Below are 12,298 nucleotides of genomic sequence, written 5' to 3'. Positions count from 1 at the left end.
AATCCTGCGCTTCCTGCCCAACAAATTCGCGCCATATCCAAGAAAAATCAACGGGATAAGAGTTGTTCAGAGTGGACGAAGTTAACGTGACAACTCCAATGTCTGGCATCCGGGCAAAGTCGTTGTGAAGATCGCAGGCCGACCTTCAGGGATCGGACCACAGCCAGGATCAGACGCGCAGTTGTTTATCTAGCCAACCTGCATCCATTTCGGGAACCGAGGCGAGCAGTTCGCGCGTGTAACTTTGCTGTGGCGTGTTCAGGACGGAATCGACGCGACCGGATTCGACAATGCGCCCCGTCTGCATGACGATAACATCATCAGCGATGGCCCGGACCGTTTCGATGTTGTGGGTGATAAAGAGGTACGACACGCTCAACTCATCCTTCAACCGATCCAACAGTTTCAGGACACCTTCGGCCACCACCTGATCCAGTGCCGAAGTGACTTCGTCGCAGATGATCAACTCTGGATCAGCTGCCAGCGCCCGCGCAATACCGATACGCTGTTTCTGCCCACCCGAGAGACTGGCGGGAAAGCGGTCAATATACTCGGCTGGCTCCAGTTCGATCATGCGCAGCAGGTCGCAAACCCGCTCGCGGCGAGCTGTGCCGCGCAAGCCAAGGTAATGGGTCGTCGGACGGCCCAAGATCTGACCGATGCGCTTTTTTGGGTTCAGCGCCGTTTCGGCCATCTGGTAGATCATCTGGATCTTGCGCAGTTCATGCCCCGTACGCTTGCGGTAATCATTCGCCAACACGGCCCCTTCATATACCAACTGCCCCGAGGAAGGCGGCAACAGACCTGTCAGACAACGCGCAACAGTGGATTTTCCGCTACCGGATTCGCCCACCACCGCCACGGTGCGGCGCTTGTGGATGTCAAAGCTGACATCGTGCAGCACCTTCGTCGCGCCGTATCCGGCACTCACATTCTGCAGCGCCGCCAGTGGCACGGCGTCAGTTATGGGCTCAAGCTGCACTGATTTGCGAAACTCGCGCACCGCCCAAAGGCTCTTGGTATAGGCCTGCTGCGGGTTGTGCAGCATCTCCTGGGTTTCGGCCTCTTCGACCTCATTGCCGTGGCGAAGCACCTTTATACGGTCAGCCATCTGCGCGACGACGGCCAAATCGTGGGTGATGTATAGCGCCGCAGTGCCAAATTCGCGCACGATGTTCCGGATCGTCCCCAGCACCTGCACTTGTGTCGTGACGTCCAGCGCTGTGGTGGGCTCATCAAACACGATCAAAGACGGGCGACAAGCCATCGCCATCGCCGTCATCGCCCGCTGCAATTGTCCCCCCGACACCTGATGTGGATAACGAAAGCCGATTTCGCGCGGGTTGGGCAACTGCATCTTGGCATAAAGCGTTTTGGCGTCTTCCTGCGCCTCGTCCCGGCTGCGTAGACCAAAGCGAAGCGGGTTCTCGGTATACTGGCGCATCAGAGTATGCGCCGGATTGAAGGCCGCCGCCGCCGATTGCGCGACATAGGCGATGCGGCTACCGCGAAGTTTCCTTCGAGCGCGGTCCCGCATGGCCAGTACATCCTGCCCGTCGAATTGCACACTGCCGCCGCTGATCCGACAGCCATCCTTGGCAAAGCCCATAGTGGCCAGACCCACCGTGGATTTGCCCGCACCAGACTCTCCGATCAGGCCCAGCACCTCGCCCGGCTTCAGATCCAGATCAATGCCGTGTACGATTTCGGACCATTGGCCCTTGATCCGTGCCTCTATCTTGAGGTCACGAACCTCCAGCAAGTTTTGGGTGTCTTCGTTAATCATGCGCGTCAGTCCTGCATTCCGCTGGCGCGATGAAGCATCCAGTCCACGACAAAGTTAACGGCCACGGTCAGCAAGCCGATGGCCATGGCCGGCAGCAACGGGGTGATGTCCCCGAAGGTGATCAGCGTCGCATTTTCGCGCACCATCGACCCCCAGTCCGCAGTCGGTGGCTGGATACCAAGACCGAGAAATGACAGCGCTGCAATCAATAGAAAGACAAAGCAGAAACGCAGGCCAAATTCGGCCGCCAAGGGGGCGGTGATGTTAGGCAAGATTTCTGACACCAGCAGGTAGCTCAGGCGCTCACCGCGCAGCCGTGCCGCCTCGATAAAGTCCAGCACGACGATATCGCGCGCAACGGCGCGAGCGATCCGATAAACACGGGTCGATTCTAGAATGGCGATGATGGCGATCATGTTGAACACCGAGGTGCCAACGATCGTGAGCAAGAGCAGCGCCGCGATAAACAGCGGTATCGCCATCATTACATCAACGATCCGGCTAAGCACCTGATCGACGATCCCTCCCATTGTGGCCGCCAGCAGGCCAAGGAAAACGCCGATCACGAAGGTCAAAACAGTGGCAGCCAAGGCAATGCCGATCGTATTGCGCGCACCAAACAGGATACGAGACAGCATGTCCCGGCCCAAGTTATCGGTGCCCAGCAGGTGATCGGCGCCCCAGAGCATATATTGATCTCCAACAATTTCATGTTCGCCATAAGGCGCGATGAATGGCGCGAAAAGTGCGACAAAAATATACCCGAGAATGACGATGAATCCGAACCATGCCGAAATCGGGACCGAACGTGCGAAGCGAAGCGTTTCCATTCTTTACCGTCCGTGCCGCAAGCGCGGATTGCTGAGTGTGGCGCCAATGTCGGCCAACAGGTTCAGAATGATGTAGACGCTGGCAAAGAACAGACTGCACGCCTGCACGACAGGGATGTCACGTTTGCCGACCGAGTCGACCATCAGCTGACCGAGGCCGGGGTAGACGAATATCACCTCAACCACCACGACCCCCACCACGAGCCACGCGAGGTTGATCGCGATTACGTTGATGATCGGGGCCAGCGCATTGGGCAGGGCGTGACGGACCACCACGGCGGGCTTCGGTGCCCCCTTGATATGGGCCATCTCGACATAAGCCGAAGCCAGTACATTGATGATCGAGGCCCGCGTCATCCGCATCATATGAGCACTGACCACAACCGTCAGCGCCAGCGCGGGCAGGATGCTCTGATAGATGCGGGAGATCAGGCTGGTGGTTTCGTCGATCACGACGAAGGAAGGAAACATCCCTGACCGGCTAAGCGTGACGATCAGCAGATATGCGATCAGGAATTCAGGGATCGAAATGGCCGAGAGCGAGACCAGGTTGATGAACCGATCCAGATATGAGTTGCGGTAGAGCGCCGCAATAATCCCCAGCCCCACGGCAAGCGGTGTTGCGATGATCGCAACCATACCCGCCAGAAACAGTGTGTTCTGCGCGCGGGTCCCCATCACTTCGACGATATCGCGGCCATTCGCATAAGAAACGCCCAGTTCACCCTGAAAGAGGTTGCCCAGCCAAACGAAATAGCGCTCGACCGGTGGGCGATCCAGCCCCAGTTTGCGGCGGATGGCGGCGACCGTTTCCTCGGTCGCCTCCTGTCCCAATGTCGCCTCGGCCAAGTCCCCTGGCAGGAACTCTACCGCCGCAAAGATGAGCATTGAAACAACCAAAAGCGTCAGGACGCCCAGCAATAGCCGCTGAATTATGAGCCGTGCTGCCGGATTCATTTTCCTTGGTTCCACCCTTGGTTGCTTCAATGTTTGTCGCGGTTTGCTTTACGTGAACCACCACCGTTCGATCATCAGGCCACTGTCCATCTCGGACACGGTGCCAACCTCGCCATGCGCCAGCTTGTCACTGTGCGCTTCGACGTGGTTCGCGAAGATAGGCGCAATGACACCACCGTCGTCGCTGATCAGGCGCTGCATTTCGCCATACATTTCGGAACGCTTGGCCTCGTCCAGCTCGGTACGAGCGGCGATCAACAGCTTGTCGAACGCCTCGTTGCTCCACTGGGTCGCGTTCCACGGCACACCGCTCAGATACGACGAGGACAAAATCCAATCCTCGGTCGCGCGGCCTGACGAGTAGCTCGCGCAGAACGGCCGTTTTCGCCAGACTTCGCTCCAGTAGCCATCGCCCGGCACGCGGTCAACAGTTACGTCGATGCCAATGGGCGCCATGCTGTCACGGTAGAGTACCGCCATATCCACAGCCCCGTCAAAGGCGCCGTCCGATGTCGCCAATTCGACGGCCAGGTTGTCCAAACCGGCCTGCTTCAGATGGAACTTTGCCTTGTCGGGGTCATAGGCACGCTGAGCAAGGTTGGCGTCAAAATAACGGTTTGCAGGGCTGATCGGGTGATCGTTGCCCAGTTGACCGTGACCGTACAGCACCTTGTCCAGCATAGCCTGCCGATCGACGCCGTATTTCATCGCCATACGTACATGATTATCGGCAAAGGGGTTTTGCGTGCAAATCATCTGGAACATGTAGTGCCGTGTGCCCGGCTGTTCGTTGATCACGATACCCGGCGCACGCTTCATCCGTTTCAGCGTCTTCAAATCAACTTGGTTGATGAAATCAACACCACCCGACAACAGCGCGTTGGTACGCGCCGCTACATCGGAGAAGTTGATCAACTCAATTGAATCGAAATGCGCCCGCTCATCGCCGCGAAAGTAGTTCGGGTTACGTTTGGCCACAGCCCGCACGCCCGGTTCAAAGCTCTCGACGACATAGCCGCCCGTGCCGATCCCCTGCCCGATAGCATCGGCTGGCATCATGCACAGGTGATAGTCGAACAACAGGAAGGCAAAGTCCGCGTTACCACTGTCCAGCGTAAACACAACCGTGTGTGGGTCCGGTGCCGTCATCAACTGGATCGGATCGACGATTTGCTTGATCGGTGATTTCGAATCCTCACCACGATGATGGTTGACGGATGCGATCACATCTTCAGCGGTAAAGAGCTTGCCGTTGTGGAATTCGACACCTTTGCGCAAGTTGAACGTCCAGACTGTGGCGTCTGTCGATGCTTCCCAGCTTTCGGCCAACGCGCCGACAACCTTACCACTCGCGTCGACCTCGGTCAGGCGACTATAGACCGCGCCGGCACCAAGGATCGTCATGAACAGATCGCTGAAGGTGATCGGATCAAAGCTATCGCCAGTATGGCCACCGCTGATACCAGCACGCAAATGTCCACCCCGCACGGGGGTCGCACTTGCCTGCGCCATACCTGCTGCCATCGGCCCAGCGGCCAGCGTCAAGGCCGCCGCGCCCTTTAGCAATCCGCGTCTGCTGATTGAACCTATCATTCTCGTTCCTTCCCGGTTGTTGGTTTAGTTTGTCAATTCATTGCTTTCGCAAAAAGCTTTGACGTCTTGGGCGTCCATCATCTTGTCGGGGAAACCTGGGCTGCGCAATTCGACGCCAGTGGCGTCTTCCATCATCTTGATGACATGCGGTGTCCACGCGTCGGCGCCGTATTTCGCTTTGGCCTCCAGGAACATCTGATCCATCAGACCTGTAAATTTCAGTGGTACATCATGTTTACGCCCAAGCTCCATCATCAGGCCAAGATCCTTGCAGGCTAGTGCCAACGTGAACGAAGTATCAAAGCTACCGTTCAGAATAACTGGCGCGACTGTCTCGAATTCAACGCTGTTGCCAGAGCTAGCCTGAATGGCGCGATACGCCTGCCCCAGATCAAGGCCCGCACGCTTGGCCAGCATCAATCCCTCGCCCATACCGATCATGTTGACGAAAGCCAACATGTTGGTGATCACCTTAAGCGTCGAGGCCGCACCTATGTCGCCCAAATGGATGATCGGATCGCCAAAGGCTGCGATGGCTGCTTGGTGGCGCGCAAGTTCGTCGGCACAACCGCCGATCAGGACAGTGATTTCGCCACGTTCGGCGCGGTGGACGCCGCCGGTAACAGGCGCCTCAAGTGTTCCGATCCCACGCTCGCGGGCCAGTGCAGCAATGCGCAGCAACTCGTCCACTTCGGTCGTGCTGGTCTCGATCCACGTCGCGCCCGGCGACAGCGCCGCCAGAGCACCATTTGGTCCAGTCATCACTGCGGTCGACACTTTGGGCGAAGTCAGGCTGGTGATCAGACCATCCACACCCGTAGCCGCTTCGGCCGGGCTGTCGCACCAAACCGCACCGCGCGCAATATGGCGCTCGGCGAGTTCTGGGCGCAGGTCATGAACCTGCAACTCAAAGCCTTCATCCAAAAGATTGGCCGCAATCTTGCCGCCCAGATTCCCAAGGCCGATGATCCCGTATTTCATGGCGATATTTCTTTCTTTCGCTATCGGAGCGCCCGATATATCGGTAAATTTCGTGGTTCAGAGCACGTTACCGGGCAGGATTGAAATCGGTCCAATCATGGTTCTGCAAGGTATAACCCAAGTTTTTCGATCCATTCAGTCTGGACAGCTCAACAAACTTGGCGTTTGTCTGACCCATCGGCGGCGCAAAAACAGGGTGAACGCTCATCGAAGAGTTCGACTATATTGTTGTCGGTGCAGGTTCTGCAGGATGTGTTCTGGCGCATGACCTGAGTGTATCTGGCAATGCAACGGTTCTGGTTGTCGAGGCCGGCCCGTCCGATCGCCATCCTTATGTCAGGATTCCGTTGGGATATGGGCTGCTCTATGACAACCCGACGCGCAACTACCGCCTGCACACGCAAGCCGAGGCCAATCTGGCGGGGCGGCGTCTGTATGTTCCGCGAGGGCGTGTTGTGGGTGGATCAGGGTCAATCAACGCAATGGTGTGGTGTCGTGGACTGCCCAGCGACTACGCCGACTGGGCCCGTGATGGGCTGACCGGGTGGGGCTGGGACGATGTCGCGCCGGTCTTTGACAGCCTGGAGGCTCGCGATGATGCCGCGCCGGGTATCCGCGTGACCGACCCGGTCGCGCTGCGCCACCCTTTCACGCGTCATTTTCGCGATGCCGCGCGGGAACTGCGCCTGCCCTGTGATACTGATTTCAACGGGAACAGTCCCGAAGGCATGGGGTTTTACAACATCACCACCCGCAAAGGACAACGCGATAGCAGCGCGCAGGCCTTCCTGCGCCCGGCCATCGCTGGTGGTCTCGTGCGCCTGTTGACAGGGGCACAAGTGCAGAAAATCACGGTCGCGGGCAGCCGCGCGACCGGCATCGCCTACAGCCATCGCGGAAAAACATGCACAGCGCAGGCGCGGCGCGGCGTCGTCATGGCCGCGGGGGCAATCGGAACGCCACAGATCATGCATTTATCGGGTATCGGGGACGGCAACGCACTGCAGTCTCTCGGTATCGCCACACATTTGCACAACCCGAATGTCGGTCGCCATCTTCAGGACCATCTGGCCGTAGGCTATGCCTATCGCGCCCACCAGCCAACGCTGAATGCGCAGCTATATTCGCTGCCCGCCAAAGTCCGCCAAACCTTGCGTTACTTTGCAATGCGCCAAGGACCACTGGCCAACAGCGTCAACCAATACGGCGGGTTTCTGCGAAGCGCCGATGATCTGGCCGCCCCGGATCAACAGCTTTATCTGAACCCGGCCTCATATACGATCACGCGCAGCAGTGGCGGGCTGAATATTCAGCCCGACCCCTTTGCCGGCTACAGCCTGTCCTTCCAGCCGACCCGCCCAACCAGCCGGGGTCATATCGCCGTTGCCACGCCCATCCCCGGAACCGCCCCTGATATCGTTTTGAACGCGCTATCCACCGCGCAAGATTGCCATGATGTTGTGGTTGGCGCCCGGCTGCTCGCGCGGTTCGTACAAACCCGAACGCTTCAAACCGTGACAGATGCACCGCTGGACACTTGTCCCGCACGGATGACAGACGCAGAGATTCTAGACGATTTCCGCGCCCGCGCCGGCACTGTCTTTCACCCTTGCGGGACATGCCGCATGGGGCCGAATGCGACGGGATCTGTCGTCGATCCGCGCTCGATGGCGGTTCACGGGATGGAAGGACTTTATGTGGCGGATGCTTCGACCTTTCCGTCGATTCCGTCGGGCAATATCAACGCCCCAACCCTGATGGTCGCGCGCAAGGGTGCACGGCTGATACTCCAGCACAATCGAGGAAGCCTATGAAACTCGTCGATCTCGAAACCTTTGTCGTCGGCAATCCGCCACCGCATTTTGGCGGGCGGTATTTCATACTCGTCAAGCTGACCACCGATTGCGGGATTGTCGGCTATGGCGAATGCTACGCGGCTACCTTTGGCCCGCATGTCATCACGCATATGGTCGATGACGTGTTCGCGCGATACTTTGAAAACAGCGATCCACATCATGTTGAACGCATGTGGCGGCGCACGCACGGCTCGGGCTTTGCGCATCGGCCAGACGTGTCGATGATGGGCGTGTTCAGCGGGCTTGAGATGGCTTGCTGGGACATCATCGGCAAAGCCGCAAACCAGCCGATCTACGAGTTGCTGGGAGGGCGCGTACATGAACGCCTGCGCAGCTACACCTACATCTACCCTGATGCCGCGGATGCCAAACCGCCCGCGGGACAACGCGCGCGGGCCTATACAGACCCGCATGTTGCCGCCGAGCGCGCGGCTGAATACGTTGCGCAGGGTTTTACCGCGGTCAAATTCGATCCCGTCGGCCCCTATTCGGCCTTTGACGGGCGTCAGCCTGATCTGCCATCGCTGGAGCGTTCCGAGCAGTTTTGCCGCCTCATCCGCGAGGCCGTTGGTACGAAGGCCGATCTGCTGTTCGGAACTCATGGCCAATACACCGTTTCTGGCGCAAAACGCGTGGCCCGGATGCTGGAGCGCTATGACCCCCTGTGGTTCGAAGAGCCAACGCCCCCCGACATGCCCGAACGCATGGCTGAGGTGGCGGCCTTCACCTCGGTGCCCGTCGCAACGGGTGAGCGGCTGTGTACCAAGTTCGAATTCTCGCGCGTGTTGGCTTGCAAGGCGGCGTCGATCCTTCAGATGAACCTGGGGCGTGTCGGCGGCATCTTGGAGGCCAAGAAAATCGCGGCGATGGCCGAAACGCACTATGCGCAGATCGCGCCGCACCTCTATTGTGGGCCGTTGGTAGGGGCCGCCAATGTGCAGATCGCAACGTGCAGCCCTAATTTTCTGGTGCTGGAGAGTATCGAGGACTGGGGTGGGTTTCACGCGGATATTCTGAAGCAGAAAATGCCATTCGAGGACGGTCACGTTATCCCGCCAACGGCCCCCGGTCTGGGGGTCGAGTTGAACGAGGAACTGGCCCGCAACACGCCCTACACCGGCATGCAGCTACATTTGGAGATGGCCGCTGACCCAGCGTGAGCCAGCGGCAATTGAGGCGTAGCGCCCATAATCGGGAGCTGCTTTAGGTGATCCGCGCATCACGCCATGCCAGCGCGGCCTTTAGCCCTTCGTCGCGGCGGATACGATTGAATTCGGTCCGCTCCGGGCTCTCATCAGCTTCAATCTGCACCTCGGTTTCCAGCGCTTCGGCCAGGGCTTCGCGCATATGCGCCAGCTCATAGGTCCGATTGATCATGCGTTTGGTTAGTTGCACCGACTTGGGCGAGGCGTTGGTAATCTGGCGCGCCAATGCCAATGCCGCGTTCAGCTCTTCCCCCTCGGGCACCACCCGGTTGAGAATTCCCATTTCCAGAATACGTTGCGCCGGGATACGGTCGTCGCCGGTCAGCAATAGCTCTTTGGCCTGTTTTGGCCCGGTCACATAGGGCGCCAGCATCGCCACGATTCCGGACCCAAAGCGCACCTCCGGTTCACCCATCATGGCAGTGTCAGCGGCAACCGACAGATCGCAGGCCATCAGCAACTCGAACGCGCCACCAATGCAATAACCATGCGCGGCCGCGATCGTCGGCTTGGGGCAATTCCAGAACTGCATGATGAAATCGAAATCCTCGGTCAGGATTGGCCGCCATTCATCCGCGCCAGCGACCTGCCGTGCGGCGCTTTCCTTCATGTCGAACCCGGCTGAAAAGCAGCGTCCCGCGCCATGTATGACAATCGCCAGCACCCGTTCGTTATCAATGAACGCCTGCATCGCGCGATCGGTGGCCGACATAAGCGCACCATTAAAGGCGTTCATCGCACGCGGGCGGTTAAAGGTCAGTATGCCGACCCGGCCATCGACACGGGTGGTGACGGGTAAATCATTGGGTGTATCACTCATGATGTGCTCCATTTCGAGGTCAGGAAACATCCTATCCCAAGTGGACGCGCGCCCCTGCATCAATATTATGGGGTCATTGGGGCCGGTTTTTCGAACGTTTAGCTCTGGACCAGACGCCCCTCGGCATCTTTGATGATGCAACGTCTTTCTCTGCTTGATCGGGAACACCCCATGTCCACTGCCCACCCCCTATGGCCGTTGTTGTCACCCCGCTCTGTCGCCATCGTCGGCGCATCTGACCGCCCCGGCAGTAACGGGCACGCGATGGTCACGATGTGCGCAATTGATGGCTGGGATGGCGCGATCTACCCGGTAAACCCGCGCCTGTCCGAGGTGGAGGGACTGCGCTGCTATCCAGATCTCGCCAGCCTGCCGGAAACGCCCGATCACGTGTTGATCGGTGTCGCCAGCCGCATGGTCGAATCCGTGCTGGACCAGGCCATCGCATTGGGTGCGCGCGCAGTAACGATCCTCGCCGCCTGCCACCTGGAAAATGACACCACCCCAGATCTAGCTCAGCGGATTGCGAACAAGGCCATGGCCGCTGGCGTCGCAATTTGCGGGGCAAACTGTATGGGGCTCTATGCCCCGATCGAGGGATTGCGTATTGCAAGCGTCCATTCCGACGCAGGCATCCGTCCGGGTGGGGTTGCATGGATTGCGCAGTCTGGATCGGCCTTTGGCGCATTGGCGCATAATGACCGCCGACTGGGGTTTTCGCTCTGCGTCTCGACCGGAATGGAGTTGGTCATAAGCGTTGCCGACTATATGGATTGGGCGCTGGAACAGCCCCAAACCCGCGTCATCGGCTTATTCTTGGAAAGCGTTCGCAACCCGAACCGGTTCGTGGATGCCCTGCAAAAGGCTCAAGAAAAGGGCATTCCCGTCGTCGTGCTGAAAGTAGGGCGCACAGAGAAAAGCGCGCAAATGGCCGTCTCTCATACTGGCGCAATTGCAGGTAACGATGCTGCCTACGACGCCATTTTCCGAAAATACGGCGTCAGCCGCGTGGCTGACATGGATGAGATGGTTGCAACCCTGGCCCTGTTCGAAAGCCCGCGCCGAGCTGCGCCGGGAAATCTGGGCACAGTGCATGACTCCGGCGGAGAACGAGAGCTGATTGTCGATCTGGCCGTTGATTTGGGAATCGAATTTGCCACGCTGACACCGGGCACCTGCAACGCATTGGCCACCAACCTAGAGCCGGGCCTGGTGCCGGAAAACCCACTGGACGCTTATGGCACAAGTACGGATCTGACGCAGCGCCTGACCTCTCTAATTGCAGATTTGGCAAACGACCCGAACGTCGCGATGGCCTATTACATGTCCGATCCACGCGACGGGTACGGCTATGCAAGCGCCTACACCGATGCCGTAATCGCGGCTGCTGCACTGACAGACAAACCACTGGCGATGGTTTCCAACTACTCGCTGACAGACGACCGTCAACTGGCGCAGCGTCTCGCGGCTGTTGGCGTGCCACTGCTGCGCGGGACGCGGAACGCATTGCTGGCAGCAAGACATCTGATGCGGTTTCGCGATTTTCAGGCCCGAACCGCGCCCGTGCCCGGTGCCCCGGCCGGCAACACAGCGCATTGGGCAGCAACCCTGCATGACAAGGGACGACTGTCGGAACAAGACGGTCTGACCATGTTGTCGGATTTCGGTATAGCCACCCCGCGTATGACGCATGTCGCAGATGAAGACAGTCTGACCGACGCTTTGGAACTGATGCGATTTCCACTGGTCCTGAAAACGGCAGAGGATCACGCGCACAAGAGCGACGTCGGCGGCGTCGTTCTGAATCTGTCAGATGGCGACGTCGTGCGACGGGCATACCAAACCATGGCGAAAAACCTCGGGCCACGCGCGCTGTTGATGGAAATGGCGCCCAAAGGAACCGAGCTGGCTGTCGGGGCCCTATGGGACGCGGGTTTTGGCCCCATTGTTGTGCTGTCAGCCGGCGGTATCCTGATCGAATTCTTGCAAGACTCGATCGCAGCAATCGCCCCATTCGATGCCGCCGAGGCACGGCGGATGATATCACAACTGCGTATCGCAGATCTGCTGGAAGGTGTGCGCGGCCAACCCGGCGCCGATCTGGACGAACTGGCCCGCCAGATTGCGGCATTTTCACAAATGGTCGCCGCCTTGGGCGACAATTTGACTGAGATTGACGTCAATCCGATAATCTGCGCCGCAGATAGCGTTGTTGCAGTGGATTGTCTGGCGGTCGGCCCCGCCAATCAGGCCAGTTGAAGCATAGATTT

General features: G+C 58.8%; 9 protein-coding genes. 3 read left to right on the top strand and 6 right to left on the bottom strand.

The window, feature by feature from the left end:
- Positions 1-169: 169 nt before the first annotated feature.
- Genes O3306_RS19635 through O3306_RS19615 form a run of 5 tightly spaced genes read right to left on the bottom strand, consistent with a single transcriptional unit; the run spans position 170 to position 6,147 of the window.
- Positions 170-1,786 carry an ABC transporter ATP-binding protein gene (locus tag O3306_RS19635; RefSeq protein WP_272010482.1) on the bottom strand — a complete coding sequence of 539 codons (1,617 nt, stop codon included), beginning with the start codon at positions 1,784-1,786 and terminating at the stop codon, positions 170-172.
- Between the two features lie 5 nt (positions 1,787-1,791).
- Positions 1,792-2,616: an ABC transporter permease gene (locus tag O3306_RS19630; protein WP_272010481.1), complete on the bottom strand. Its 825-nt coding sequence runs from the start codon at positions 2,614-2,616 to the stop codon at positions 1,792-1,794.
- 3 nt (positions 2,617-2,619) lie between these two features.
- Entirely contained in the window at positions 2,620-3,573 is a 954-nt protein-coding gene (locus O3306_RS19625; RefSeq protein ID WP_272010479.1) for an ABC transporter permease, read from the bottom strand.
- 48 nt (positions 3,574-3,621) lie between these two features.
- A complete protein-coding gene (locus tag O3306_RS19620) occupies positions 3,622-5,166 on the bottom strand; it encodes an ABC transporter substrate-binding protein (protein ID WP_272010477.1) in 1,545 nt (514 codons plus the stop codon).
- A 24-nt stretch (positions 5,167-5,190) separates the two neighbouring features.
- The gene (locus O3306_RS19615) at positions 5,191-6,147 is read right to left on the bottom strand and encodes an NAD(P)-dependent oxidoreductase (protein WP_272010475.1); all 957 of its coding nucleotides are present in this window, start codon (positions 6,145-6,147) and stop codon (positions 5,191-5,193) included.
- Positions 6,148-6,353: 206 nt separating this feature from the next.
- Here O3306_RS19615 and O3306_RS19610 point away from each other — a divergent pair, with 206 nt between their 5' ends.
- The gene (locus O3306_RS19610) at positions 6,354-7,961 is read left to right on the top strand and encodes a GMC family oxidoreductase (protein ID WP_334312364.1); all 1,608 of its coding nucleotides are present in this window, start codon (positions 6,354-6,356) and stop codon (positions 7,959-7,961) included.
- Positions 7,958-9,163 (top strand): mandelate racemase/muconate lactonizing enzyme family protein, encoded by a 1,206-nt coding sequence (locus O3306_RS19605; RefSeq protein WP_272010473.1) that lies wholly within the window; start codon positions 7,958-7,960, stop codon positions 9,161-9,163. The genes O3306_RS19610 and O3306_RS19605 overlap by 4 nt, the downstream gene beginning before the upstream one ends.
- 43 nt (positions 9,164-9,206) lie before the next feature.
- On the opposite strand, the gene O3306_RS19600 is transcribed toward O3306_RS19605, so the two are convergent.
- Complete coding sequence (locus O3306_RS19600) at positions 9,207-10,028, bottom strand: enoyl-CoA hydratase/isomerase family protein (protein WP_272010471.1); 822 nt, start codon at positions 10,026-10,028, stop codon at positions 9,207-9,209.
- Between the two features lie 171 nt (positions 10,029-10,199).
- Here O3306_RS19600 and O3306_RS19595 point away from each other — a divergent pair, with 171 nt between their 5' ends.
- Positions 10,200-12,287 (top strand): acetate--CoA ligase family protein, encoded by a 2,088-nt coding sequence (locus O3306_RS19595; protein WP_272010469.1) that lies wholly within the window; start codon positions 10,200-10,202, stop codon positions 12,285-12,287.
- Positions 12,288-12,298 lie beyond the last annotated feature (11 nt).

The organism is Roseovarius sp. ZX-A-9 (genome assembly GCF_028369135.1).
Lineage (GTDB): Bacteria > Pseudomonadota > Alphaproteobacteria > Rhodobacterales > Rhodobacteraceae > Roseovarius.
The sequence above is the reverse complement of the archived record's forward strand: the minus strand, read 5'-3'. Positions and strand labels throughout refer to the sequence as shown.

Coding starts and splice junctions, on each gene's coding strand:
- O3306_RS19635 (WP_272010482.1), bottom strand. CDS start 1,786: ATGATTAACGAAGACACCCAAAACTTGCTGGAGGTTCGTGACCTCAAG.
- O3306_RS19630 (WP_272010481.1), bottom strand. CDS start 2,616: ATGGAAACGCTTCGCTTCGCACGTTCGGTCCCGATTTCGGCATGGTTC.
- O3306_RS19625 (WP_272010479.1), bottom strand. CDS start 3,573: ATGAATCCGGCAGCACGGCTCATAATTCAGCGGCTATTGCTGGGCGTC.
- O3306_RS19620 (WP_272010477.1), bottom strand. CDS start 5,166: ATGATAGGTTCAATCAGCAGACGCGGATTGCTAAAGGGCGCGGCGGCC.
- O3306_RS19615 (WP_272010475.1), bottom strand. CDS start 6,147: ATGAAATACGGGATCATCGGCCTTGGGAATCTGGGCGGCAAGATTGCG.
- O3306_RS19605 (WP_272010473.1), top strand. CDS start 7,958: ATGAAACTCGTCGATCTCGAAACCTTTGTCGTCGGCAATCCGCCACCG.
- O3306_RS19600 (WP_272010471.1), bottom strand. CDS start 10,028: ATGAGTGATACACCCAATGATTTACCCGTCACCACCCGTGTCGATGGC.
- O3306_RS19595 (WP_272010469.1), top strand. CDS start 10,200: ATGTCCACTGCCCACCCCCTATGGCCGTTGTTGTCACCCCGCTCTGTC.